21 protein-coding genes and 1 riboswitch are annotated in these 26,096 nt (G+C 70.7%); of the genes, 10 read left to right on the forward strand and 11 right to left on the reverse strand.

Annotated features, from left to right (window positions below; translation table 11 throughout):
* Positions 1-86: 86 nt before the first annotated feature.
* The 5 genes from ACFYP4_RS13140 (at position 87) to ACFYP4_RS13160 (ending at position 4,772) form a co-directional block, all read left to right on the forward strand.
* A complete protein-coding gene (locus ACFYP4_RS13140; RefSeq protein WP_358852328.1) occupies positions 87-1,004 on the forward strand; it encodes a metal-dependent hydrolase in 918 nt (305 codons plus the stop codon).
* Between the two features lie 129 nt (positions 1,005-1,133).
* Entirely contained in the window at positions 1,134-2,084 is a 951-nt protein-coding gene (locus ACFYP4_RS13145; protein WP_388785243.1) for a MerR family transcriptional regulator, read from the forward strand.
* Between the two features lie 134 nt (positions 2,085-2,218).
* Positions 2,219-2,767 (forward strand): RNA 2'-phosphotransferase, encoded by a 549-nt coding sequence (locus tag ACFYP4_RS13150; RefSeq protein ID WP_358852326.1) that lies wholly within the window; start codon positions 2,219-2,221, stop codon positions 2,765-2,767.
* Positions 2,768-2,831: 64 nt separating this feature from the next.
* Positions 2,832-3,743: an LLM class flavin-dependent oxidoreductase gene (locus ACFYP4_RS13155; RefSeq protein ID WP_388785245.1), complete on the forward strand. Its 912-nt coding sequence runs from the start codon at positions 2,832-2,834 to the stop codon at positions 3,741-3,743.
* A gap of 141 nt (positions 3,744-3,884) precedes the next feature.
* Positions 3,885-4,772: a Cof-type HAD-IIB family hydrolase gene (locus ACFYP4_RS13160; protein ID WP_358852286.1), complete on the forward strand. Its 888-nt coding sequence runs from the start codon at positions 3,885-3,887 to the stop codon at positions 4,770-4,772.
* A gap of 21 nt (positions 4,773-4,793) precedes the next feature.
* On the opposite strand, the gene ACFYP4_RS13165 is transcribed toward ACFYP4_RS13160, so the two are convergent.
* The 6 genes from ACFYP4_RS13165 to hisC form a co-directional block, all read right to left on the reverse strand.
* Positions 4,794-5,840 carry a M23 family metallopeptidase gene (locus ACFYP4_RS13165; RefSeq protein ID WP_358852285.1) on the reverse strand — a complete coding sequence of 349 codons (1,047 nt, stop codon included), beginning with the start codon at positions 5,838-5,840 and terminating at the stop codon, positions 4,794-4,796.
* A 248-nt stretch (positions 5,841-6,088) separates the two neighbouring features.
* Positions 6,089-7,807, reverse strand: coding sequence for a GAF domain-containing sensor histidine kinase (locus ACFYP4_RS13170; RefSeq protein WP_388785248.1), 1,719 nt, complete (start codon positions 7,805-7,807; stop codon positions 6,089-6,091).
* Positions 7,808-7,897: 90 nt separating this feature from the next.
* Positions 7,898-11,467: a thiol reductant ABC exporter subunit CydD gene (gene cydD / locus ACFYP4_RS13175; protein ID WP_388785250.1), complete on the reverse strand. Its 3,570-nt coding sequence runs from the start codon at positions 11,465-11,467 to the stop codon at positions 7,898-7,900.
* Positions 11,468-11,559: 92 nt separating this feature from the next.
* The gene (gene cydB, locus ACFYP4_RS13180; RefSeq protein ID WP_358852283.1) at positions 11,560-12,564 is read right to left on the reverse strand and encodes a cytochrome d ubiquinol oxidase subunit II; all 1,005 of its coding nucleotides are present in this window, start codon (positions 12,562-12,564) and stop codon (positions 11,560-11,562) included.
* A 20-nt stretch (positions 12,565-12,584) separates the two neighbouring features.
* A complete protein-coding gene (locus tag ACFYP4_RS13185; protein ID WP_358852282.1) occupies positions 12,585-14,090 on the reverse strand; it encodes a cytochrome ubiquinol oxidase subunit I in 1,506 nt (501 codons plus the stop codon).
* A 360-nt stretch (positions 14,091-14,450) separates the two neighbouring features.
* Positions 14,451-15,530 (reverse strand): histidinol-phosphate transaminase, encoded by a 1,080-nt coding sequence (hisC, locus tag ACFYP4_RS13190; RefSeq protein ID WP_358852281.1) that lies wholly within the window; start codon positions 15,528-15,530, stop codon positions 14,451-14,453.
* Positions 15,531-15,951: 421 nt separating this feature from the next.
* Here hisC and ACFYP4_RS13195 point away from each other — a divergent pair, with 421 nt between their 5' ends.
* The 3 genes from ACFYP4_RS13195 (at position 15,952) to ACFYP4_RS13205 (ending at position 19,411) form a co-directional block, all read left to right on the forward strand.
* Positions 15,952-17,064 (forward strand): LacI family DNA-binding transcriptional regulator, encoded by a 1,113-nt coding sequence (locus ACFYP4_RS13195; protein WP_358852280.1) that lies wholly within the window; start codon positions 15,952-15,954, stop codon positions 17,062-17,064.
* 212 nt (positions 17,065-17,276) lie between these two features.
* Entirely contained in the window at positions 17,277-18,362 is a 1,086-nt protein-coding gene (locus ACFYP4_RS13200) for a metallophosphoesterase (RefSeq protein ID WP_358852279.1), read from the forward strand.
* A gap of 182 nt (positions 18,363-18,544) precedes the next feature.
* Positions 18,545-19,411: a hypothetical protein gene (locus tag ACFYP4_RS13205; RefSeq protein WP_358852278.1), complete on the forward strand. Its 867-nt coding sequence runs from the start codon at positions 18,545-18,547 to the stop codon at positions 19,409-19,411.
* Positions 19,412-19,559: 148 nt separating this feature from the next.
* Here ACFYP4_RS13205 and thiC read toward each other — a convergent pair whose 3' ends face one another.
* Positions 19,560-21,362, reverse strand: coding sequence for a phosphomethylpyrimidine synthase ThiC (thiC, locus tag ACFYP4_RS13210; RefSeq protein WP_358852277.1), 1,803 nt, complete (start codon positions 21,360-21,362; stop codon positions 19,560-19,562).
* Positions 21,355-21,511, reverse strand: a riboswitch (TPP riboswitch). Its footprint overlaps the gene before it by 8 nt.
* Before the next feature lie 71 nt (positions 21,512-21,582).
* Here thiC and ACFYP4_RS13215 point away from each other — a divergent pair.
* On the forward strand, positions 21,583-23,133 hold the full coding sequence (locus tag ACFYP4_RS13215) for a YibE/F family protein (RefSeq protein ID WP_388785253.1): 1,551 nt from the start codon (positions 21,583-21,585) through the stop codon (positions 23,131-23,133).
* 44 nt (positions 23,134-23,177) lie between these two features.
* Here ACFYP4_RS13215 and ACFYP4_RS13220 read toward each other — a convergent pair whose 3' ends face one another.
* The 4 genes from ACFYP4_RS13220 to ACFYP4_RS13235 form a co-directional block, all read right to left on the reverse strand.
* A complete protein-coding gene (locus ACFYP4_RS13220; RefSeq protein WP_358852324.1) occupies positions 23,178-23,615 on the reverse strand; it encodes an SsgA family sporulation/cell division regulator in 438 nt (145 codons plus the stop codon).
* Positions 23,616-23,714: 99 nt separating this feature from the next.
* Positions 23,715-24,440, reverse strand: coding sequence for a helix-turn-helix domain-containing protein (locus ACFYP4_RS13225; protein ID WP_358852323.1), 726 nt, complete (start codon positions 24,438-24,440; stop codon positions 23,715-23,717).
* Positions 24,441-24,808: 368 nt separating this feature from the next.
* Positions 24,809-25,021 carry a DUF5326 family protein gene (locus tag ACFYP4_RS13230; RefSeq protein WP_358852275.1) on the reverse strand — a complete coding sequence of 71 codons (213 nt, stop codon included), beginning with the start codon at positions 25,019-25,021 and terminating at the stop codon, positions 24,809-24,811.
* Between the two features lie 194 nt (positions 25,022-25,215).
* Positions 25,216-25,533: a cupin domain-containing protein gene (locus tag ACFYP4_RS13235; RefSeq protein WP_358852274.1), complete on the reverse strand. Its 318-nt coding sequence runs from the start codon at positions 25,531-25,533 to the stop codon at positions 25,216-25,218.
* 81 nt (positions 25,534-25,614) lie between these two features.
* Here ACFYP4_RS13235 and ACFYP4_RS13240 point away from each other — a divergent pair, with 81 nt between their 5' ends.
* Positions 25,615-25,995: a phage holin family protein gene (locus ACFYP4_RS13240; protein WP_358852273.1), complete on the forward strand. Its 381-nt coding sequence runs from the start codon at positions 25,615-25,617 to the stop codon at positions 25,993-25,995.
* Positions 25,996-26,096 lie beyond the last annotated feature (101 nt).

Here is a 26,096-nt window from a genome sequence, read left to right on the forward strand (position 1 = left end):
CCACGAAAGACCCCGCAGCCAACGCCGCGAACGACGCCGCGAGCAACGCCGAGGGCGACGCCGTGACTGCGCCCGTGACCGCCTCCGTGACCGCCTCCGTGAGCGACGGACACCACGCGATCGCGCCGCGCCGGGTCTCCTTCGACTGGGAGCGGACTCCGCTGCACTGGATACCCGGCGAGCCGACCGCGACGCACGTCATCAATGTGCTGCACCTGCTGCTGCCGGCGGGGGAGCGGTGGTTCGTGCGGGTCTTCAAGGAAGCCCTCCCCCTGGTCGGCGACGCGCAACTGCTGAAGGACGTCAAGGGGTTCATGGGCCAGGAGGCGACGCACAGCGTGCAGCACGCGTACGTGCTGGATCATCTGGCGGCGCAGCGCCTCGACACCGCCGCCTACACCAGGTACGTCGACTTCCTCTTCGAGAAACTGCTCGGCGAGCGCCCGCCACTGGGTGCGCCGGTCCCCGCCGCGGAGTGGCTGCGCTTCCGCCTGTCGGTGATCGCGGCGATCGAGCAGTTCACGGCGGTCCTCGGCACCTGGGTGCTGGCGGCGGACGGACTCGACCGTGCCGGTTCTGATGAGGTCATGCTCGACCTGCTGCGCTGGCACGGCGCGGAGGAGGTCGAACACCGCGCGGTCGCCTTCGACTTGTACCAGCACTGCGGCGGCGAGGGTCTGCCCCGGTACGCGCGCAGAGTGGCCGGCATGGCGGTCACCGCGCCGGTGATGGCCTACCTGTGGGCGTGGGGTGCCGCCTACCTCATCCGGCAGGATCCGCAACTGGCCGGCCGGCTGCGCTACTCACTCGCCGCCCACAACAGGGCCGTGCGCAAAGGGCTTCTGCCGGGCTGGCGTGAGCTCGGCGCGGCCGTACCCCGCTACCTGCGGCGGTCGTACCATCCCTCGGAGGAGGGCTCGTTGCGTGCGGCCGTGGAGTACCTGGCACGCTCACCCGCGGCGCGTTCGGCGGCGGGGGTGATCGGGCGGGCGGCCCTCGCCTAGACGCCACCCGTCCCCGGCCGCACACGGCGGCGCGGCCGAGGGCGGGGGCGACGCGGCGGCGGCGCGGGAGTCCGGCGCACGGAGCGGTGCGGCGGCACGGAGCGGCGGCCGCACGGAAGGGCAGGAAGCGTGAGCGTGTACGGCGAGCCGGCCGGCATCGCGTACCGGATCGAGGACCTGGCACACCACAGCGGCGCCACGGTCCGTACGATCCGCGCCTACCAGGACCGGGGACTGCTCCCCCGCCCGGAGCGCCGGGGCCGCGCCAACGTCTACTCGGACGCGCACCTGGCCCGCCTCCGGCAGATCGCCGACCTGCTGGACCGCGGCTACACACTGGCCTCCATCAAGGAGCTCCTGGAGGCCTGGGACGCGGGCCGGGGACTCGGCGGGGTACTCGGACTCGTCGCGGAGGTCGACGGGCCGTGGACGGACGAGGAGGCGGTGCGGATCTCCAGGGCCGAGCTGGCCGAGCGGTTCGGCGGCCACCCGGACGACGCGGCCGTCGCGGACGCGGTCGAGCTGGGCGTACTGGAACGCGTCCCGGGCGAGGACGAGACCTTTCTCGTGCCGAGTCCGCAAGAGCTCGCGGTGGCAGTCGAGTTGTTCGGGGCCGGCGTTCCCCTCTCGGCAATCGCGAGTCACCTGCGGGAGTTGAGGGGACAGGTCGAGCACATCGCCTCCCGTTTCCTGGAGTTCACCACCGAGCACGTCTTTGCTCGCTACCTCGGCGAGCATCGCCCGACCGATGCCGAGGCGACCGAGGCGGCCTCACTCGTCCGTCGGCTGCGGCCGCTCGCCCAGCAGTCCGTGGACGCCGAACTGGCTCGGGCGATGCGCCTGTTCGCCACCCGTCATCTGCGCCGGCACCTCGGTTCGCGTCAGCCCGTGGAACCTCCGGCCGAGACGCGCGAGGTGGCCCTGCCGGCCGACACAATACGGGCGGTTGAACGGCTGGTTGGCGCCGGCCACGCCGCCGACTTCATCGCTGCGGCGGCCGAACGCGAGGTGCGGAAAAGGACCTTGGACGCACTGGCCGCAAACGGGCTTCGGAGCAACGGGATTGCTGAACCTTCGTGATGTGCAGGCCAGTTGTCCACAGACTCGTCAATTTGCCTGTGGATAAGCGCACTTGGCTGTGGACCAAACCTCCGCCTCGAAACCAATCGCGTGATCAGCGTCTCACCAGGCACCCTGGCGGCATGAGTGAACAGATGGATGACAGACGCACCGTGAAGGTGTCGAAGTACCTCTCGAAGCACCTGCGGCATCAGCCCGAGCGGATCGGGCTCACGCTCGGGGAGGGCGGCTGGGTCGAGATCGGGACGCTGATCGCCGCGGCCGCCGAGCACGGCTTCCGCTTCAGCCGGGCCGAGCTCGACCACGTCGTCGCCACGAACGACAAGCGGCGCTTCGCGGTCGAGGGCACCCGCATCCGCGCCAGCCAGGGCCACTCCGTCGACGTCGACCTCGGACTGCCCCCGGCGACCCCGCCCGCCTACCTCTACCACGGCACCGTCGCACCCAGCCTGGACGCGATCCGCGCCGAGGGGCTCCGGCCGATGAACCGGCACGACGTGCATCTGTCAGCCGACCGGGAGACCGCCACGCGCGTCGGCGCCCGCCGGGGCCGCCCGGTCGTCCTCTCCGTCGACGCCGGCGCCATGCACCGCGACGGTCACGTCTTTCGCGTCAGCGCGAACGGCGTCTGGCTCACAGCCGCGGTGCCCCCGTCCTACCTGCGCTTTCCCGCAGCGCACTGACCGAAGGCCCCGCGGACCACCCGGCGGACTCCGCCACCCGCACGGCTCCGCTTACGCTCGACGCATGAGTCTGCGTCTGAGCACCGTGATCCTTCCCCATCTCCGCTGGCACGAGGGCGGGCGGGCAGCCTGGCAGCGCGCGGAGCAGCTCGGCTTCCACACCGCGTTCACGTACGACCACCTGTCCTGGCGGACCTTCCGCGACGGCCCCTGGTTCGGCGCCGTGCCCACCCTGACCGCCGCGGCCGCCGTCACCGACCGCCTCCGCCTCGGCACACTCGTGACCTCGCCGAACTTCCGGCACCCGGTCACGCTCGCCAAGGAACTGATCTCCCTCGACGACATCTCGAACGGCCGGGTCACCCTGGGCATCGGCGCGGGCGGCACCGGCTTCGACGCCACCGCGCTCGGCCAGGAGCCCTGGACACCGCGTGAGCGTGCCGACCGCTTCGGCGAGTTCGTGCCGCTGCTCGACCGCCTGCTGACCGAGGACGGCACCGACGGCGTCACGTACGACGGCACGTTCTACTCGGCGCACGAGGCACGGAACATCCCTGGCTGCGTGCAGCGCCCCCGGCTGCCCTTCGCGGTGGCCGCCACCGGACCGCGCGGACTGAAGCTCGCCGCCCGGTACGGACAGGCGTGGGTGACGACCGGCGACCCCAAGCTGTTCGAGACCGGCACGTCCGAACAGTCGGTTCAAGCCATTCGCGGGCAGATCGAGAAGCTGGGCGCCGCCTGTGCGGCGGACGGACGCGACGTGGCCGGGCTGGACAAGGTCCTCCTCACCGGCTTCACCCCGGACCGCGGCCGTCCGCTGGAATCCCTGGACGCCTTCGTCGACTTCGCCGGCCGCCACGCGGAGCTGGGATTCACCGATCTCGTGATCCACTGGCCCATCCCGGACTCGGACTTCGCGGCCGACGAGAAGGTCTTCGAGAAGATCGCCCTGGAAGCCCCGGCGCAGCTGCGGTGACCGCCCGCCATCAGGGGGGTTCGTCCACGCGAAGGTACGGCGGAGGCCTTGTTCCCCGGCCGGACGACAGCGGATGGTGATCCCCCTGGTGGGTACGGTGACCACTCACCTGTGCGGGCCCCCGCACGGGCGTGCACGCATATGCGGGAGAATGACGACGTGACCTCAGCGACTCGACGGCCCGAGATCCCGGCCTCCACCGTTCGGCCCCGGCTGATCGCCACGGATCTCGACGGCACCCTGCTCCGCGACGACAAGACGGTGTCCGAGCGCACGATCGCCGCCCTCGCCGCCGCCGAGGAAGCGGGCATCGAGGTCTTCTTCGTCACCGGCCGCCCGGCGCGCTGGATGGACGTCGTCAGTGACCACGTCCACGGTCACGGCCTGGCAATCTGCGGCAACGGCGCCGCCGTGGTCGATCTGCACGGCGGTCCCGGCGCCCACCGTTTCGTCAAGGTCCGCGAGCTCGAACCCCGGGGGGCCCTCGACGTCGTCCAGCTGCTGCGCTCCGCCGCCCCCGGCACCGCGTGCGCCGTCGAGCGCACCTACGGGCTGCACCTCGAACCGTCCTACCCGGCGCTGCACATGGAGCCCCCGGAGACCGTCGCCCCCGCGGAGAAGCTGCTCGCGGCGGACGCCCTCGACGCCGACCAGCCGGTGCTCAAGGTGCTCGCCTACCATCCGGACCTCGCTCCGGACGACTTCCTCACGCTCGCCCGGTTGGCCGTGGGCGACCGGGCCAACGTCACCCGCTCCAGCCCCAGCGCCCTGCTGGAGATCAGCGGTCCCGGCGTCTCCAAGGCCAGCACGCTCGCCTTGTGCTGCGCCGAGCGCGGCATCTCCCACGAGGAGGTCGTCGCCTTCGGGGACATGCCGAACGACGTCGAGATGCTCACCTGGGCGGGCCGGTCGTACGCGATGGGCAACGCCCACCCCGCCGCGATCGCCGCGGCCTCCGGACGCACGGTCGCCAACAACGAGGACGGGGTGGCAGTCGTGATCGAGCGGATACTCGCCGACCGCTTCTGAGGCCGGCCGGCGTCCCCGCGCCTACAGTTCGACCCCGTGCCCGGCCAGCCACGCCACGGGGTCGACCGCCGAGCCCATGTCCGGCGTGACCCGCACCTCGAAGTGCAGGTGAGGACCGGTCGAGTTGCCGCTCGTCCCGGACTGCCCGACCCACTGGCCGGGCCGCACCCGCTCTCCCTGGTCGACGGTGACGGCCGCGAGGTGCGCGTACTGGGTGTAGTAACCGCCGGGATGCTCCACCACGACCTCGATGCCGAAGGGGCCGCCGCACGACACGCGCTCGACCCGCCCGGCGCCGACCGCCCGCACCGGCGTCCCGATGGGCACCGCGAAGTCCTGCCCGGTGTGCCGGTTCGCCCAGCGCTCACCACCGCTGCCGAAGCCGGCGGAGAGGCCGTACGTCTCCAGCGGCGCGAGCCACGACGCCGTGGAGCCGGTCTCCGGCTGGTCGAGCCGGACGGCACCCCGGCAGGAACCCGCCGCGACCGACGCGTCGGCCTGTCCCTGCAGCGTGGCCCGCGCCTCGTCCAGCTTCGCCGTGATGGTCCGCTTCACCTCGGCGAGTTCGCCGGTGAACCTGTCCAGCGCCCGCCACTCCGCGGCCGACGTGGCCTCGTCCGCGGCGAGCCCGGCCTCCGCACGCCGGCTCCTGAACACGGCGTTGGCGACGCTGAGTTCCGCCCGGCGCAGGACCCGGTGACCGCGCATCAGCGCCTCGGGGCTGTCCGCGAGCAACATCTGCACCGTGTACGGCAGCCCGCCGCCCTGGCGGTACTGGGCACGCGCGATCCGGCCCAGTTCCCCGTGCAGTACGGCGACCCCCTGCCGCTCGTGCCGGAGGCGCTCCTCAGCCCGCTGCGCCCTGGCCCGCAGGGCGTCCGCTTCCCGCTTCCCCTGCTCGTACCGCCGTGTCGCCACGGCGGCGTCCTCGTACAGCCGCGCCACCTGGGCGCTGACGCCGGCCTCGTCGCCGGGTTCGCCGTCGGCCGCCGGGGGCCGCGCCGCGAGAACCGCGAGCGTGCACAACAGGACCGGCACGAGGAGGAGCGGACGACGGGGAGGGCGCATGCCAGCGATCGTGTCCCGTGCCGGTGCCCGCGGTCCTGTTCACCTCGTACGCATGGGGGATCCGGCGCCACGGAAGGACCACCCGGCTCGGCCGAACAGGGGTTCTGCTCGGGCGTGTTGCGCCCAGGCGGCACAGCGACCTGCTACGACCCGTGGTCCCACGGGTCGGCACGCGACGGCTCGGCTCGCAACGGGCCGTTGTGCGACGGAGCCGTGTTCCACAGTGCGGTGCGCGGTGAACGGGCGGTTCAGTACGGCGCCTGCCACACCACCGTCGTACCGCCGCCGTTCTCACCGATGCCGGGCCCGTACCAGCTGTCCCCGCCCAGCGACTCGGCGCGCCGCCTGAGGTTCAGCAGACCGCTGCGCCGGCCGTTCTCGGGAATGCCGACACCGTCGTCGGCGACCGAGAGCCGCACGCCCGGCTCCCCGTCCGGCAGGACGGCCGCCGCGTCGACGGTGACGTCGATGCGGCAGGCACCGGCGTGCCGGAAGGCGTTGGAGAGTGCCTCGCGCAGGGCGGCGATGAGGTTCTTGCCCGTGAGCTCCCCGACCATCGTGTCGACGGGGCCGGCGAAACGGTGTGCGGGCTTGAAGCCGAGCGGGACGGCGGCCATGTTGATCTCGCGCAGCACCCGGGTCCGCAGCCCGGAGGGCTCCTCGGCCGGCCCCCGTTGCAGCGCGAAAATCGCGGTGCGGATCTCCTGGATGGTGACGTCGAGTTCCTCGACCGCCTTGCCCACACCCTTGCGCACCTCCGGCACGGCCGACCGCCGCTGTGCGCTCTCCAGCGTCATCCCGGTGGCGAACAGCCGCTGGATGACGAGATCGTGCAGGTCACGGGCGATCCGGTCGCGGTCCTCGTACACGGCGAGACGCTCCCGGTCGCGCTGCGCCTCCGCCATCATCAACGCGAGCGCTGCCTGCGAGGCGAACTGCGCGGCCAGCGTGCGTTCGGTCTCCGTGAAGGGGCGGGCACCCGGTCCGCGGGGGGTGACCAGGGCTCCGAGGACCCGTCCGCCGCTCTGCAGGGGCAGCATCATGGCCGGCCCGTACTCGCGGGCGAGGTCGGTGAGCATGCGCGGATCGGTGGCCGCGTCCTCGACGAACACGGGCTCTCCGCCGAGGACGTCGGCGACGATCCCGCTCTCCGGCGGGACGACGACGCCGAGGGCCCGCGACGGATGGTCCGAGGCCACGGCGACGATCCGCAGGCCTCCCTCGTCCGCGGGCAGCAGCACGATCCCGGCCGCGGAGCCGGACAACCGCCGGGCCTGCTCGGCGACGACCTGGAGGGGGTCCTCCCCGTCGCCGCCGGACAGCAGTGCGGTGGTGACGGCCACCGAGCCGTCGATCCAGCGCTCGCGCTGCTTGGCGGCCTCGTACAGGCGGGCGTTGCCGACGGCGATGCCCGCCTCCGTGGCCAGCACCCGCAGCACATGGACGTCGTCCTCGCCGAACGGACCGCCGTCGTGCTTCTCGGTCACGTACAGATTCCCGAAGATCTTTCCCTGCACGCGGATCGGGACGCCCAGGAAGCCGCGCATCGGGGGATGGTGCTCCGGGAACCCGCAGCAGCGCGGATCGTCCGCCAGGTCGGCGAGCCGTACGGACTCCGGTTCGTGGATGAGCGCGCCGAGCAGACCCCGGTGCCCGTCGGGCAGTCGGCCGATGCGCCGGGCGGTCTCCGCGTCCACCCCGTGATGGACGAAGTCGTCGAGACCCCCGCCGTCCTCGGCGACGACCCCTATGGCCGCGTACCGGGCGTCCGTCAGCGCGGCGGCGGTCTCGCAGATCCGGTCCAGCGTGGAATGCAGCTCGAGGCCCGTGCCGACGGTCCGCATCGCCTCCAGGAGCCGGGGCACGCGTGCCGTCAGCTCCGCGGAGAGACCTCGGAGTCCACGTGGCGTCCGGGCCGCCGCGCCCGGTTCACCGAGCGGGTCGGGCGAGGCGGGGGCTGCTGACATGCCTAGAGGGTAGTTAGTCCGATTTGCAAGGGAAAGTCGAGATGTGCCGGATGCCCGGGAGCGACCCCGGGATGGTCGTCCGGTCGCGCCTCAGCGTCCTGCCGCCGCGACGAGCGCCTCGCCGTCCGCCTCCCGCTTCCGCATCTCCCGCAGCGGCCCTTCCGCCGCCACCAGCTCGGCGTACGGTCCCCGCTGCACGACGCGCCCCTCGGCGAGCACGATCACCTCGTCCACCGCGTCGAGTCCGGCCAGCCGGTGCGTGATCAACAGGGTCGTACGGCCCTCGGTCACGGTGAGGAGGTCGGCGGTCAGCGCGTCGGCCGTCGGGAGGTCGAGATGTTCGGCGGGCTCGTCGAGGACGAGCACGGGAAAGTCGGCGAGCAGGGCCCTGGCCAGGGCGAGCCGCTGACGCTGGCCACCCGACAACCGCGCTCCGTGCTCGCCGACCAGCGTGTCGATCCCGTCGGGCAGGCCGTCCGCCCAGTCGAGCAGACGGGTCCGTGCGAGCGCGTCCCGCAGTTCGGCCTCGGTGGCGTCCTTGCGGGCCAGCAGCAGGTTCTCGCGCAGGGAACTGTCGAAGAGGTGGGCGTCCTGCGCGCACAGCCCGACGGACCGCCGTATGTCGTCCCCGTCCATCGTGCGGGCGTCCACGCCGCCCAGCGTGTACGTGCCCGCCGCCGGGTCGAGGAACCGCAGCAGCACCTGGGCCAGAGTCGTCTTGCCGGCACCGGAGGTTCCGACCACGGCGACCCTGTGCCCGCGGTCCAGGTCCAGGTCGAGCCCGGTGAGCGCGTCCCGGTGCTGCCCGGCGTGACGGGCCCCGAGCCCCCGCAGCCGTACCGGGAACGGCGACGCGGGTGCCGGCTGCGGCCGCTCCGGCTCCCGTACGGGCTCGGGAGCGTCCAGCACCTCGTACACGCGCTCGGCGCTCCTGCGCACCCGCTGCCGGTACTGGACGGCGAGCGGCAGCCCCAGGACGGCCTCGAAGGCGGCCAGCGGGGTGAGGACGACGACGGCCGTCGTCACCCCGCCCAGCCGCCCGTCGGCGACGGCCTGGACGCCGACGAGAGCTGCGGCCGTGACCGTCAGCCCGGACACGAGGGCGGTGAGGCCGTCACCGAGCGCGGTGGCGGTGGCGGTGCGGGAGGCGATGCGCGTGAGGACGGTGTCGGCCCGGCGGGCCTCGGCGGTACGCGCCGGGAGGGCGCCCGCGACCGTCAGCTCGGCCGTCCCGGTGAGCAGGTCGGCCACCCTGGTCGCCAGCACCCCCCGGGCGGGGGCCAGCGTGCGTTCCGCTCGGCGCGCCACGGCACTGGTCAGCAGCGGGACACCGACGCCGGCCGTGAGCAGCCCGACGGCGAGGACGGCGCCGGCCTCGGGCAGCAGCCACGCGGTGAAGCCGACGGAGGCGGCGGACACCAGGAGGGCGGCCCCGGCGGGGAGCAGCCACCGCAGCCAGTAGTCCTGAAGGGCGTCCACGTCGGCGACGAGGCGCGACAGCAGATCACCGCGCCGGGTCGTGCGCAGTCCGGCGGGCGCCAGCCGTTCGAGCCGCCGGTAGACGGCGACCCGGGTGTCGGCCAGCATCCGCAGCACCGCTTCGTGGGACACCAGCCGCTCCGAGTACCGGAACACCGCCCGCCCGATCCCGAACGTCCGGGTGGCCGTCACGGCCGTCATCAGGTACAGCACGGGCGGCTGCTGGGACGCCCTGGAGATGAGCCACCCGGAGGTCGCCATCAGCCCTACGGCACTGCCGAGCGCGAGGCTGCCGAGCAGCAGGGCGAGAGCGAGACGCCCGCGCCGTGCCCCCGCCATGGCCCGCACACGTGCGAGGACGTCCTCGCGGCCCTGCCGGACGAGTACGCCCCGCCTCTTCTGCCCGGCGGACGTGCTTCCGTCCTCCGGTGCCGGGCCGCATTCCTCGTCGTCGACCGTCGGCACGGTCACCGGTTCGCCGGTTCGCTGTGCCTCCCGGTCCGCCGTGCGCGCGGGACGGGGGCCTGGAGCGGCCGGCTGGGGTGACGGCTCCAGCCGCACCACCCGGTCGGCCACGCCCAGCAGCGCGGGCCGGTGGACGACGAGAAGCACCGTCCGTCCCACCGCGAGCCGCCGCACCGCCTCCACGATCTCCGCCTCCGTCGCCCCGTCCAGGGCGGCCGTGGGCTCGTCGAGGAGCAGCACGGGCCGGTCGGCGAGGAACGCCCTGGCCAGGCCGACCCGCTGGCGCTGACCGGCGGAGAGTCCCGCGCCGTCCTCCCCGAGGAGCGTGTCGACACCGTCGGGCAGGGCGTCGACGAACTCCAGCGCACCCGCGTCTGCGAGCGCCCGCCGGACCGCGCCGTCGTCCGCGTCGGTACGGGCCAGCCGTACGTTGTCGGCGATGGACCCGGCGAAGAGATGGGGTCGCTGCGGGACCCAGGCGATCCGCGAGCGCCATTCGGCTGGATCCGCCGAGGCGAGGTCGACTCCCCCGGCCAGCACCCGTCCCGCGGTCGGCCGCACGAATCCCAGAAGCACGTTCAGCAGCGTCGACTTGCCCACGCCGCTCGGTCCGACGAGGGCCACCGTCTCGCCCGGCTCGACCGCGAACGACACCTCGGACACCGCGTCGGACGACCGCCCGGGATAACGCACCGTCACGTCCTCGAAGCTGATCCGCCCTTCCGGTGCGACGAGCGGGCCGGACACCGGCGCCGGGGTCTCCAGCACCGAGAAGATCTCCTCGGCCGCCGCCACGCCCTCGGCCGCCGCGTGGTACTGCGCACCGACCTGGCGCAGCGGCAGGTAGGCCTCCGGCGCCAGGACGAGGATGACCAGTCCCGTGTACAGATCCATCTCGCCGTGCACCAGCCGCATGCCGATGGTCACCGCGACCAGGGCGACGGAGATCGTGGCGAGCAGTTCCAGTGCGAAGGACGAGAGGAAGGCGATCCGCAGCGTCCGCATGGTCGCCTGCCGGTACTCCCCGGTGATGCGCCGGATCGACTCGGCCTGCGCCTTGGCCCGGCCGAACACCTTGAGCGTCGGCAGTCCCGCGACGACGTCGAGGAAATGGCCGGACAGCCGGGAGAGCAGCTGCCACTGACGGTCCATCTGGGAGCGCGTGACCCAGCCGATCAGCACCATGAACAGCGGGATCAGCGGCAGGGTGGCGACGATGATCGCCGCGGACACCCAGTCCTCCGTGACGATCCGGGCGAGCACCGCCACCGGCACGACCACCGCGAGCCCGAGCTGCGGCAGATAGCGGGAGAAGTAGTCGTCGAGAGCGTCGACTCCTCGCGTGGCCAGAGCGACCAGCGAGCCGGTGCGCTGCCCGCTCAGCCACCCGGGCCCGAGCTGAGCGGCACGCTCCAGCAGCCGGCCCCGCAACTCCGACTTCACAGCCGCACTCGCCCGGTGGGCGGCGAGTTCCGTCAGCCAGGAGACGACCGCGCGTCCGATCGCGACGAGCGCCAGCAGCAGCAGCGGGGTACGCACTTCACCGGCCGAGTCACCGTGCTGAAAGGCACCGACCACGATCTCGGCGATGAGCATCGCCTGGGCGATGACCAGAGCGGCCCCGACGGCACCCAGGCCGACGACCGCCACCAGGAAGAGGCGGGTGGCGCGAGCGTACCGAATCAGACGCGGGTCGATCGGTTTCACGTGAAACACACCCTCGGTTCACCGGGTGCGGTCCGGGCGGAACCGCACCCTTTGGTCCAGACGGCATGTTTCACGTGAAACATGCCCTTCGGTACGCGAGCTCAGTGCGCGGCGTCCGCGATGTGCTGCGTGCCGATCCGCTTGCGGAACACCCAGTACGTCCACGACTGGTAGAGCAGGACCAGCGGCGTGGCGATCCCCGCGCACCAGGTCATGATCTTCAGGGTGTACGGGCTGGACGAGGCATTGGTGACCGTCAGGCTCCAGTCCGGGTCGAGCGAGGACGGCATGACGTTCGGGAAGAGCGTCAGGAAGAGCATGGCGACGGACGCCACGATGGTGAGCCCCGAGAGCGCGAATCCCCAGCCCTCACGCCCCGCCCTGACCGCCACCAGCGCCGCGACCAGGGCGCCCACCGCCACGGCCATCGCGACCAGGGACTTGCCGTCCCCGTTCTCCACCTGCGTCCAGAGCAGGAACAGCACCGCCAGCACGGCGCTCGCCGAGCCGACCCGGAGCGCCAGCCTGCGCGCCCGCTCACGGATGTCTCCCACGGTCTTGAGACCCACGAAGACCGTCCCGTGGAAGGTGAACAGCGTCAGCGTGACCAGGCCGCCCAGGAGCGCGTAGGGGTTGAGCAGGTCCCCGAGAGTGCCGACGTACTCCATGTCGGAGTCGATCTTCACCCCGCGCACGATGTTGCCGAAAGCCACGCCCCACAGGACCGCGGGAATCAGCGAGGTCCAGAAGATCGCGGTCTCCCAGTTGCGCTGCCAGCTCTCCTCGGCCCGCTTGACCCGGTACTCGAAGGCGACTCCGCGCACGATCAGGCAGAGCAGGATGACCAGCAGCGGCAGATAGAACCCGGAGAAGAGTGTCGCGTACCACTCCGGGAAGGCGGCGAAGGTCGCACCGCCCGCGGTGAGCAGCCACACCTCGTTGCCGTCCCAGACGGGACCGATCGTGTTGATCAGCACCCGCTTCTCGGTGCGGTCGCGGGCCAGCAGCTTGGTGAGCACCCCGACTCCGAAATCGAAGCCCTCCAGGAAGAAGTAACCGGTCCACAGGACGGCGATGAGGACGAACCAGACGTCGTGAAGTTCCATGACTCAGCAGCTCCCTGGGCCTAGTAGGAGAAGGCCATCGGCTTGTCGGCGTCACGGGAGTCGCCGCCGATCCTGGTGGGCGGGTTGAGGTCGGACGCGGTGAGCTCGGGCGGTCCGGCCTTCACGTACTTCACGAGCAGCCTGACCTCGATGACGGCGAGGATCGCGTACAGGGCCGTGAAGGCGATCATCGAGGTGATCACCTCGCCCTGGGAGACGCCGGGGGAGACGGCGTCGCGGGTCTGCATCACGCCGTAGACGACCCAGGGCTGGCGGCCCATCTCAGTGAAGATCCAGCCCCAGGAGTTGGCGATCAGCGGGAAGGCCATCGTCCAGAGCGCCGCGAGCCAGTACAGGCGGGTCAGCCTCGACCCCAGCGGTTGCTTCCACAGCACCAGCTGCGGCACCTCGTCCTCACCGGTCCGGTGGGCTGTCGGCAGCAGGAACTTCTTCCGTGTGAGCCACAGTCCCAGCAGGCCGAGCGAGAAGGACGCCATCCCGAAGCCGATCATCCACCGGAAGCCCCAGTAGGCGACGGGAACGATGGGCTTGTAGTCGCCGGGGCCGAACTTCTCCCGCAGGTCCTCGTTGGTGTCGTTGATGCCGGGCACGTACGACTCGAAGTCGCTGTGGGCCAGGAAGGACAGCAGACCGGGTATCTCCAGGGCGACCTTGTTGTGCCCCTCGTCGACGTCCCCGTACGCGAACACGGAGAAGGGCGCCGGCTTCTCGCCGTCCCACAGCGCCTCGGCGGCGGCCATCTTCATCGGCTGCTGCTCGTACATGACCTTGCCGAGGGTGTCTCCGCTGACGGCGGTGAGCAGGCCGCCGAGCGCCAGGGTGACCAGCCCGAGCCGGAGTGAGGTGCGCATCACAGGGATGTGCTTCTTGCGCATCAGGTGGAAGGCGGCGATGCCCACCATGAAGGCACCGCCCGTCAGGAACGCGGCCGAGAAGCTGTGGAAGACCTGGTTGAGCGCGGTGTTCTGGGTCAGCACCCGCCAGAAATCGGTGAGCTCCGCCCGTCCCTTCTCCTCGTTCATCCGGTAACCGACCGGGTGCTGCATCCACGAGTTGGCCGCGAGGATGAAGTACGCCGACAGCAGCGTGCCGATCGAGACCATCCAGATGCAGGCGAGGTGGATCTTCTTCGGCAGCTTGTCCCAGCCGAAGATCCACAGCCCGATGAAGGTGGACTCGAAGAAGAAGGCGATCAGGGCCTCGAAGGCCAGCGGGGCACCGAAGACATCACCGACGAAGCGCGAGTAGTCGGACCAGTTCATGCCGAACTGGAACTCCTGCACGATGCCGGTGACGACCCCCATCGCGATGTTGATCAGGAAGAGCTTCCCCCAGAACTTGGTGGCCCTGAGGTACTTCTCGTTCTCCGTGCGCACCCAGGCGGTCTGCAGGCCGGCGGTGAGCGCGGCGAGCGAGATCGTCAGGGGGACGAAGAGGAAGTGGTAGACGGTGGTGATGCCGAACTGCCAGCGCGCCAGGGTCTCCGGCGCAAGAGCCAATTCCACGTCGTCAGTCTCCTTACGTCACCGCCGTGGCCCGGCGGCCGCTTGCCCTCTTTGTCACGCACATCACGGAGCAAACGGGGCACGCTTGTGAACGCGTTCACATTCACAAGCAATTATGACGCATGCCCGTTCGAAGCCTGACCGGTGGGGGGCCCGTAAGCGGGACGGACGGCCCTCGGGAGCAAAGATGCAGGTCAGCGCACCCGGGCGTCTTCGCGAAGGGGGGACACCCGAAGAAGGGGAGCACTCAGGAAGGGCCCCGTTGGAGAAAGGCCCCGACGGGGCCGGCCCCGGACGAGACGCCCGGGGCCGGGGTCGCTCGGGAGGGCACCGAAGCCCCTCTCCCGGAAGCGGCGATGGCTAGAGGTCCTTGCGGAACCCCTCCGCCACCTTCAGGAAGATGTCGTTCGCCTCCGCCTCGCCGATCGTCGCCCGCATGCCCTCGCCGGCGAACGGCCGCACGACGACACCGGCCTGCTCACAGGCGGCGGCGAAGTCGAGCGTGCGCTCCCCCAGTCGCAGCCAGACGAAGTTCGCCTGCGTCTCGGGCACCGTCCAGCCCTGACCACGCAGCGTCTCGACCACCCTCTGGCGCTCGCACACCAGGGAGCCGACCCGGCCGAGCAGCTCGTCCTCGGCCCGCAGCGAGGCGATGGCCGCCTCCTGGGCGAGCTGGCTCACTCCGAAGGGCACGGCCGTCTTGCGCAGCGCGGCGGCGACGGGCTCGTGGGCGATCGCGAAGCCGACCCGCAGGCCCGCGAGGCCGTACGCCTTGGAGAAGGTGCGCAGCACGCACACATTGGGCCGCTGCCGGTAGATCTCGACACCGTCCGGCACCTCGGGATCGCGGATGAACTCCCGGTACGCCTCGTCCAGGACCACCAGCACATCGCTCGGCACCCGGTCGAGGAACCGTTCCAGCTCGGCCCGGCGCACCACGGTGCCGGTGGGGTTGTTGGGGTTGCAGACGAAGATCAGCCGGGTCCGGTCGGTGATCGCGTCCGCCATCGCGTCCAGGTCGTGCACGTCGCCCGGGGTCAGCGGCACCCGCACCGAGGTCGCCCCGCTGATCTGCGTGATGATCGGGTACGCCTCGAAGGACCGCCAGGCGTAGACGACCTCGTCGCCCGGCCCGCTGGTCGCCTGCAGGAGCTGCTGGGCGACCCCGACCGAGCCGGTGCCCGTGGCCAGGTCCGAGAGGGGCACCCCGAAACGGTTCGACAGCTCCTCCATCAGGCCCGTGCAGGCCATGTCCGGGTAGCGGTTGAAGGACCCGGCAGCGGCGGTCACACTCTCCATCACGCCGGGCAGCGGCGGGTAGGGGTTCTCGTTCGACGACAGCTTGTAGGCCACCGGTCCGTCGGCCGCGGCGGCCTTGCCGGGCTTGTAGGTGGGGATCCCCTCCAGCTCGGCACGCAGCTTGGGGCTCGTCTCGCTCACCGCAGTCCTCCTCGCAACCACCACCGGCTCATGACCCTCGACCGGCATCCAATGCTTCTCACCTTATGAGGATTCGGGCCCGCTGCGAATGGGCTGTGGACAGCCGCTCGCATCCGGACGGTCATCCCCACCCGAAGTCGGACGAGCGGTGCAAAACAGGGGGGCGCATCGTCCGCATCGTCACACGCCGGTGGCTCGCGCCGTGGCGCGCATCCCTCGTGAAGGTGAGTTGAGACCTCTTCGAAACCTGGCCAACTTGGCAGGCCCATGCGCGCCGACAAGTCACGTACTGGCATGGAATCGTTCAAAGGCCATTCTTTCCAAGGCAGTTGGGGCTTTTTGATCATGCAGAAACGTGACTGTCAACGCCTGCATATGCGTCCGCACTACCCCACCGCATGAGCCCTACTATCGGCTCGCCATGACAGCAGCAGGGAAGCACCAGGTGAGCCGGGCGGACACTCCCCGCCGAGGCGGACGGCCGGGCCGGGCGGGCATCAGAGACGTGGCCGCTGCCGCCGGAGTCTCCATCACGACCGTCTCCGACGCCCTCAACGGCAAGGGCCGGCTGCCGGACGCCACCCGACGCCATGTCCGAGAGGTCGCCGACCGGTTGGGCTATCGCCCCTCCGCCGCGGCCCGAACGCTCCGTACCGGCAAGTCAGGGCTCATCGGCCTGACCGTCACGACGTACGGGGATGAACCTTTCACCTTCACCGAGTTCGCCTACTTCGCGGAGATGGCCAGAGCCGCCACCTCCGCCGCCCTCGCCCGGGGCTACGCCCTGGTCATCCTGCCCGCCACCTCCCGGCACGACGTGTGGTCGAACGTCGCCCTGGACGGCACGGTGGTCATCGACCCGTCCGACCACGACCCGGTGGTCAGCGAACTGGTCCGCCAGGGCTTACCCGTCGTCTCCGACGGCCGCCCGGCCGGCTCGCTCCCCGTGACCGCCTGGGTCGACAACGACCACGAGGCGGCAGTCCTCGGCATCCTCGACCACCTGGCCGACGCCGGCGCCCGCCGGATCGGCCTCCTCACCGGCACCACCACGGACACCTACACCCACCTCTCCACGAGCGCGTATCTGCGCTGGTGCGAGCGGGTCGGCCAGGACCCGGTGTACGAGGCCTACCCGGCACACGACCCGTGCGCCGGCGCCGTTGCCGCCGACCGGCTGCTCGCCCGGCCCGACCGCCCCGACGCCGTCTACGGCCTCTTCGACCCGAACGGCACCGATCTGCTCGCCGCGGCCCGCCGCTACGGCCTGCGCGTCCCGGAGGACCTCCTGCTCGTCTGCTGCAGCGAGTCCACCGTCTACGCCAGCACCGAACCGCCCATCACCACGCTCTCCCTGAAGCCCCGCCGGATCGGCACGGCCGTGGTCCAGCTCCTCATCGATGCCATCGAAGGTCTCGAGTCGGACCGTCCGGTCGAGCAGGTGATACCGACGGAACTGATCGTGCGGACGTCCTCCGAGCGACGTCCGCCCCGTACGACGGTCAGCCCGCCCAGGTCGCCGGAGGAGGGCTGAGTCACCGGGCGATGGCGCCGGGTCACGCGTGACGGGGCCGGAGCCGGGCGGTCAGCACCTCCCAATTCGGGCAAAAAGCACGGTGAACCGAAGTGTTGCTCCGATTCACCACCCCTGGGTCATCACATGGCGCGATCCGCATTCCTATGATGGGCGGACGACACCGCGGGCCGCTGCGACCAGGCAGTCCGATGCGGTGCAGATGCGGCGCGATGGTGGAGGGGTCGATGACTCAGGGGGCCGGTCAGGGACCCGAGGTGGTGCGCACGGCGACGCTGCGCGACTTCCGGGTTCCCGCGTACGTCCACGAGACCGGTCCGTACGCGCAGAGCTCGCCCCCGGAGGAGGGCGTGCCGGCCGCCCAGGAACCGGCGGAGTACACGCCCACGCAGCGCGACCTGCCCGTCATCAACCGAGGTGACACGCTTCAGGTCGCCGTCGATCCCGCCGCCGCTGCGGCCCCCCAGCCCGCCGAAGGGCCCGGCCCGCTGTACGTCGTCGGCGACGTCCACGGCTACCTCGACCAACTCGTCGCCGCCCTCCAGGCGCAGGGCCTCGTCGACGCGGCGGGCAGCTGGTGCGCGGGCACGTCCCGGCTGTGGTTCCTCGGCGACTTCACGGACCGCGGCCCGGACGGCATCGGTGTCATCGACCTGGTGATGCGGCTGTCCGCCGAGGCTGCCGCGGTCGGCGGCTACTGCAAGGCCCTCATGGGCAACCACGAACTGCTGCTCCTCGGCGCCAAGCGGTTCGGCGACACCCCCGTCAACTCCGGCGCGGGCACCGCCACCTTCCAGGCCGCCTGGCTGCTCAACGGCGGCCAGAAGACCGACATGGACCGTCTCCAGGACCACCATCTGCAGTGGATGGCCCGCCTGGACGCCATGGAGATCTCCGACGGACACCTCCTGGTGCACTCCGACACCACCGCCTATCTCGACTACGGCGACTCCATCGAAGCGGTCAACGACACCGTCCGCGAGACCCTCACACGCAACGACGCCGACGAGTGCTGGGACCTCTTCCGCAAGTTCACCAAGCGCTTCGCCTTCCGCGACGACGGTGGCGCCGAGGCGGTCCGCTCACTCCTCGACACCTACGGCGGTGCACGCATCGTCCATGGCCACAGCCCGATTCCCTACCTGCTGGGCGAGGTCGGCTCGGAGGACGGCGAGGACAGCGCGGGCCCCACGGTCGAAGGCCCGCACATCTACGCCGACGGACTGGCCATCGCCATGGACGGCGGAGTGACCATGGCCGGAAAGCTGCTGGTCCAGCAACTCCCCCTGGATGCCTGAACGGTCGACGGTCCGGCATCCCCCGCGAAAGAACCCCGCTGGCCAGGGGGCAATTTCCGGAAACCCCCTGTCACCGTGTACCCTCCCCGCTCTACCATCGGCTTGTCCGTAGCAGGCTCCCCTCCGTTTCTGCCCGACGGCTCGTCAGCGTGCGAGCCACCAGCCCTACGGAGCATCGGGGGATGCACATGAACAGCGTTCCGCAGCACCTGTTGAGCGAGGACCGCCAGGACTACGAGCGGCTCCTCGATGAGGCGCTGCGCTCCGCACCGCACCGTCCGGAACTCGCCGCTGTCGGCGAGCGGCTCAACCCCGAGCAACTGCGCACCATGGCCCTCGACGCCACGGCTCTCATCACGGCGGCCGCGGCGACCGAGTACCAGCGCTATGTGAAGGTCCGCCAGGACCTGCGCCACCCGGCGCCGTCCGCCCCACCCGTGCGCGAGGAGCCCGGCTCCGCGGAGCCCGGCACGAGCGCGGTGGGGCTCGCCACCACCGTGGGGGAGGCCGCCGAGACGGCCGGAGCCGGTGCCATCGCCGTCGTCGCGGTACTCGCTCCCGTGCTCGCCGGGACGGCCGCGGTGATATTCCTGCTCGTGGGCTACCTCCTCAAGTTGCTCGATCCAGAGCCGGCTTTCGCCGGCACCCTCCTGACCACCGGGTGGGTCTTCGGCGCGGTCACGGCCGCCGCGATCCTGGTGGCCGCGGTGGGACTCCTGCTCACCGCGCTGCGCGACGGCGGCTCCTCACTCCAGGCCGACGACCGGGGCGAGGTGAACGAGGAGGTGGACCGGGCGGGGGACGCCTGGCGGGAGGCCCTGCTGGAGCGCGGCATCCTGCCGTTCCTCCGGGAGGCACTGGCCGGTACGGAGACGCCCGCCGTGCACCGCACGTCCCCGGAACGGACCAGCCGTATGCCCCACCTGGGCTACAACCGGCCGGGGTTCAGCAGCCCGGACGGCGGCCCCGCGGCCGGTCCCCGTCCGAGCTACAGCAGTCCGGACTTCTCCAGCCCGGACTTCGGAGGCCCGGAACACCAGCCGGAGTGACACCCGCCCGGGTGGCTCCCCGAAGCGGCGGTCCCGCCTGCGCCCCAGCGGGCCTGGATACCCGTCACGGAAACCGGCGGTGAGCCGCCGGCGGCGTCCCGCCGGGCGACCGCCCGTGGGACACCGCCGTGCCCTCGGCCGGCCGGGCTCAGTCCGCCAGCGGGAGATAGACCCGGTTGCCCGCCGCCGCGAACTCCTTGGACTTCTGCGCCATGCCCTCCTCGATCTCCGCCGGCGAACGCCCGTGCTCACGGCGGATGTCGTGCGAGATCTTCATGGAGCAGAACTTCGGCCCGCACATCGAGCAGAAGTGGGCCGTCTTGGCGGGCTCGGCCGGCAGCGTCTCGTCGTGGAACTCCCGCGCCGTGTCCGGATCGAGGGCCAGATTGAACTGGTCCTCCCACCGGAACTCGAAGCGGGCGTCGGACAGCGCGTCGTCCCACTCCTGCGCGCCCGGGTGCCCCTTGGCGAGGTCTGCCGCGTGAGCCGCGATCTTGTACGTGATGACGCCGGTCTTCACGTCGTCGCGGTTGGGCAGTCCGAGGTGCTCCTTGGGCGTGACGTAGCAGAGCATCGCCGTGCCCCACCAGGCGATCATCGCGGCACCGATGCCGGAGGTGATGTGGTCGTACGCCGGGGCGACGTCCGTCGTCAGCGGGCCGAGCGTATAGAACGGAGCTTCATCGCAGATCTCCTGCTGAAGGTCGATGTTCTCCTTGATCTTGTGCATGGGGACATGCCCCGGGCCCTCGATCATGGTCTGTACGTGAAAACGCTTCGCGACCCTGTTGAGTTCCCCGAGCGTCCTCAACTCCGCGAACTGCGCGGCGTCGTTGGCGTCGGCGATCGACCCGGGCCGCAGCCCGTCGCCGAGCGAGTACGTGACGTCGTAGGCGGCGAGAATCTCGCAGAGTTCCTCGAAGTTCTCGTAGAGGAAGCTCTCCTTGTGGTGCGCCAGGCACCAGGCCGCCATGATCGAGCCGCCCCGCGAGACGATGCCGGTCTTGCGGTTCGCGGTGAGCGGGACGTACTGCAGGCGCACGCCCGCATGGACCGTCATGTAGTCCACGCCCTGCTCGGCCTGCTCGATGACCGTGTCCTTGTAGATCTCCCAGGTGAGCTCCTCGGCACGGCCGTCGACCTTCTCCAGCGCCTGGTACAGCGGCACGGTGCCGATGGGTACGGGGGAGTTCCGCAGCACCCACTCACGGGTGGTGTGGATGTTGCGCCCGGTGGACAGGTCCATGACCGTGTCCGCGCCCCACTGGGTGGCCCAGGTCATCTTGTCCACCTCCTCCTCGATGGAGGACGTGACCGCCGAGTTGCCGATGTTGGCGTTCACCTTCACCAGGAACCTCTTGCCGATGATCATCGGCTCGATCTCCGGGTGGTTGACGTTCGCGGGCAGGACCGCCCGGCCGGCCGCGATCTCCTCGCGGACGACTTCGGGGTCGACGTTCTCGCGGACCGCCACGAACTCCATCTCGGGGGTGATCTCGCCGCGGCGGGCGTACGCGAGTTGCGTGACGGCCTCTCCGGGGCGCCCCCGGCGCGGCTGACGCGGCCGTCCGGGGAAGACCGCGTCCAGGTTGCGCAGCCCGCCGCGTGGTGAGGTGTGCTTGATGCCGTCGTCCTCGGGGCGCACGGCACGGCCCGCGTACTCCTCGGTGTCACCGCGCGCGATGATCCAGTTCTCGCGCAGCGGCGCCAGTCCCCTGCGTACGTCGGTGGCGACGGCCGGATCGGTGTACGGGCCGGAGGTGTCGTACAGCGTGACCGACTGCCCGTTCGTGAGGTGCACCTGACGGACCGGCACCCGCAGGTCGGGGCGCGAACCCTCGACGTACGCCTTGTGCCAGCCGATGGACTTCCCGGCCTCGCCGTTCGGGAGCGAGGCGGGTGCCCCGTCCGTCTGGCTGGAGACAGGCGTGCTTACGTCCTTGTTGGTCATGAGACCTACTCCCTACGCCGGCATTACCCGGTAACAGGTTCAGCGGTCGACGCAGCGATGTCCGTCCGCCGATGTTTCATGTGAAACATCGCTGAGACGAAGGTCAGCGCCCTCTCAGCCCGGTGCTCCGAGCTCCCGCGTGTGCAAAGGTGCCTCCACGCTAGCGTCATATCTGGCGCGGTGAACAGAGGGCCCCCTGCGTTCTTGCGATGATCGGTCGGTGACCACGACGCAGCAGCCCCCGTTCCCACCGTCCGACCCGCCGCACGGGCACGGCGCGGGCCCAGGAGCCAACCGCGGCCCTGGACACGCACCCGGGCACGGACCGGGTCCCGGTGACAGTTCCCGAAGCGGACGGGCGGGTGGCGGAAGCGGCCCGGCGTCAGGCGGCCCCAGCGGCCCGGACGGCGGGGGCGGCCCGGACGGGGGAGGCAGCCACGGGCCGGGCCACGGAGGTGGTCACGGCGGCGGCCACGGTCACTCGCACAGCCACGGACCCGCCGCCCCGGTCTCCCGGCATCTGCGCAAGGTCATCGCCGCGGTGCTGATCCCCTTCGCGGCCGCGGTCGTCGTGGGTCTCGTGGTGCTGTGGCCGGGCGGCGCGCCCTCGCACGAGCGCACGGGCGTCGGTTTCGACCGGCAGTCCCAGGAAGCCACGGTCACCAGGGTCGACAAGGTGGACTGCAAGTCCGTCAACGCCTCGGGAGACACCCCGACCGGTGACACCTCCACCGCCGAGGGCTCCTCCGCGCAGCAGCAGGCGACGGGCGACTGCAAGAAGGCGACGATCAGGATCGACACCGGCAAGGACAAGGGCCGCACCTTCACCGAGATCGTCCAGCCGGACCAGTCACGGCAGTTGCACCAGGGCGAGAAGGTCGTCGTCGCGTACGAACCCTCCGCGCCCGCGAACCTGCAGTACTCGGTCACCGACGTGAACCGCAAGTTCCCCATGGTGTTGCTCGCCGGGATCTTCGCGCTGGCCGTCGTGGTGGTGGGCCGGCTGCGCGGACTCATGGCGCTGGTCGCGCTGGCCGTGAGCTTTCTCATCCTGACGTCCTTCATCCTGCCCGCGATCCTGCAGGGCTCGAACCCGCTGGTCGTGGCGGTGGTCGGAGCCAGCGCGATCATGCTGATCGCGCTCTACATGTGTCACGGCCTGTCGGCACGCACCTCGGTCGCGGTGCTCGGCACGCTGCTCTCGCTGCTGCTGATCGGCGTACTCGGTTCGGGATTCATCGACTGGGCCGCACTGACCGGCAACGTGGACGACAACACGGGCCTGATCCACGGCCTGTATCCGTCCATCGACATGAGCGGCCTGCTGCTCGCGGGCGTCATCATCGGCTCGCTCGGTGTGCTCGACGATGTGACGGTCACCCAGACCTCCGCCGTCTGGGAACTGCACCAGGCGGACCCGACCCTGGGCTGGCGCGGGCTGTACCGGGCGGGCATCCGGATCGGCCGCGACCACATCGCCTCCGTCGTCAACACCCTGGTACTGGCGTACGCGGGCGCGGCCCTGCCCCTGCTGCTGCTCTTCTCGATCGCTCAGAGCAGCGTCGGCACGGTCGCCAACAGCGAGCTGGTGGCGGAGGAGATCGTGCGCACCCTGGTCGGCTCGATCGGTCTGGTGGCCGCGGTCCCGGTGACCACCGCCCTGGCCGCTCTGGTCGTCTCCGCGGACCGCAGGGAGACCGCGGGGACCACGGCACCCGCAGGTGTCAAAACCCCGGCGCGCAACAGGAAGGGCCGGCGCCGCAAGCACTGAGGGGTGAGGAAGCCGTACTTCTCCCGGAAAGGTCCGAGGGCGCTTCAGCCCGCGCTCTGCTCCTCCGCCAGGATGCGGTCGAGGGCCTCGTCGAGATGGGTGTCGAAGTCGGCGAGGGAACACTCCTGCCCCAGGGGCACCAGCTTGTCCGTACGGTCGAGAAAGGCCACGAGCGGGGCGGCGCCCGACCGGAACAGCGCGTGGTCGCAGCCGACCTGAAGCCGGATCAGCACCTCGCCGAACGCCTCGGGGTCGGCCGGGGCGATGTGCACGTCCCCGTCACCGCACGGCCGCCCCACGCCGTCGATCAGGAGCTCCCGCCCGAACGCCCAGGTCACCGGAGCATCACCGGGCAGATGAAAGGTCAGCCGCACGGCGAAGGGATCACAGGTCTCATAGCGGAGCTCCACCGGAATGCGGAACGAGAGCTCCTCCGAGACGAGAAAGCTCATCATGACCTCTGCCTGCACCGACTCGCGCATCGTCAACCCCGTCATTTGCCGCCGACTGGCCAGGAATCATCCTCCTGACACCGCTGGCATCTTGCTCACCGTACACGGCATATCACAAGGAGTGAGTTTTCAGATGCTGATAGAGATCGTCAGCGCCCCCAGCATCCGGCCGATCTCGGCCTGGAGTTGCCGGGCTGTCGGCAGCAGCCGCTCGACCTGATGAAAGGGCAGGGAAATGGCCACGGTCCCGGCGGTTGCCCCGGCGGTGATGGGGAGCGCCGCACACACCGTCCCCAGGGCGTATTCCTGCCGCTCGACGATCGGTTCCATCCGCCCCGTCCTTTCCAGGCGGCGCAACAGGGTGCGTTCGTCACGCACCGTGTTCGGAGTGATGGACTGCACCGGGTAGCGGTCGAGGTGGTCCCGCCGAGCCCCCCCGTCCAGTTGGGACAGCAGGCACTGGCCGATCGCGTGGGCGTGCCCGGTCTCCCGGAAGTCCGCCCACTCCGCGACCGCCGGGCTGCCCGGGGTGTCGGCGACGGACACGACCTCGATCTCACCGTCGCGGTAGACGGCGTAGTAGACGGGTACGCCGAGGGCTTCGCTCCATCGGGCCAGCGCGTCATTCACCGTGCTGCGACGTTTCTGCTGGGCTCCACTGCTGCTCAGCCGCTCGGCCGCCTCGCCGAGGTGGAAGAGCCCCTTCTCGCGGCGCAGATAACCCTCGTGCACCAGCGTGCGCAGCAGGTGGTACGCCGTGGGAAGCGCGAGCCCCGCCTCGCGGGCGAGCTGTTTGGCGGGGGCTCCGCTCTCCCGTGCGGCCACGGCCTCCAGCAGCCGCATCGCGCGCTGCACGGAACCGATGAGGGTCGTGGAGTGCGGTTCCGGGGACGCGGCCTCGGTGGGCGACGTACGCGGCTGGACGGGCGGGACCCGCGTCCCCGCCGGGGCGTTCGACCGCTGGACGGGTGGAGCGGGTGATTCTGCGGGTGCGGTGTCAACCGTGGCCAAGGGTCACTCCCGGAGCGCGAGGAGGGCCGCCCGTGCGGGGGGACACGGGAGGGGTGTGCGCCGCCCGCGGGGGTCGACCCCGCGTCGAATCCGGACTTTAACCGCCTGCCACCACTCACCGGCCGCCGTGGCGGGAAACTTCCCCCTGCCGAGGGAACCTCAGCTTCCCGTCACCCGCTCCCCGTAACCGATGCGGGAGCCTCGGTTCGGCGTCACCAGTCGCTGCGCGACGAGGAACTCGACATGAACTTCCTTACGACATAGATGAGTCCGCCCACCAGCGCGACGAAGACCAGCACCTTGAAGAGCAGCCAGATCACCACGCTGACGACGCTGACTATCACGCTGCCGAACACGACCAGGGCGATGACCGGCACCGCGACCCACTTCACCCACCACGGCATACTGCTGAAGATCTCTCGCATCGCCCCGTCCTTGCCTTTCCGCCCCGTCGCCCCTGGTCCGGGGCAGTGATTCCGGGTTCTTCGCATCCGGAATCACCGACTTCCGGCATCTCCGACGTCCTGCCTTCGATGCTAGGGCCGGGAAGGGGCCCGGCGGGGGCCCTGCACCCCTTGTCCGCCCCTGATCGGCCCCCTAGGGAACCCTGAGGCGGAACTCAGCTCTCGGGCGGAGAGAACACCACCAGAACCCGCAGGTCCTCGGTGATGTGGTGGAACTTGTGGGCCACCCCCGCGGGGACGTAGACGACACTGCCGCGCCCGACCTGGGTCGTCTCCAGGCCGACCGTGATCGAGGCGCGCCCGCTGACGACGAGGTACACCTCGTCCTGCTGGTGCGGCTTCTGCGGATCCACTTCGCCCGCGTCGAGCGCGTACAGGCCCGCGGACATGTTCCGCTCGCGCAGGAACTGCAGATACGCGCCGTCGTTGGCGGCGCGTTCCGCCTCCAGTTCGTCCAGCCGGAATGCCTTCATCGACCTCGTCCGCTCCTGTGCGCAGCCGGCCGCCGTCACGGCCGTACTGATGAATCGATCTCTTCTGCCACGATCAGACACATGAAGGATTTCGTAGTCAAGACGATCGCCAACGCGGGCGCCCTGGCCGTCGCCGTATGGCTGCTCGACAAGATCACTCTGACCGGTGACAGCACCGGCGGTAAAGCCGGCACCCTGCTCCTGGTCGCGCTGGTTTTCGGCCTGGTGAACGTCCTGGTCAAGCCGGTCGTCAAGATCCTGACGTTCCCGCTCTTCGTCCTCACCCTCGGCCTGATCACTTTCGTGGTCAACGCCCTGATGCTGCTGCTGACCTCGTGGCTGGCCGACGGGCTCGACCTCGGTTTCCACGTCGACGGGTTCTGGACGGCCGTGCTGGGCGGTCTGATCATCTCGCTGGTGTCCTGGGCACTGAACGTCGTCCTGCCCGACAGCGAGGACTGAGTGCCCGTCCGGCGGCCGCGTATACGGACGCCTCCAATCCGTATGACGGACGTATGAACTGCTTCGAGGGATGCCCTGAGAAGGTGGAGGCGGCGAGCAGC

Source organism: Streptomyces sp. NPDC005551 (assembly GCF_042871785.1).
Taxonomy (GTDB): domain Bacteria; phylum Actinomycetota; class Actinomycetes; order Streptomycetales; family Streptomycetaceae; genus Streptomyces.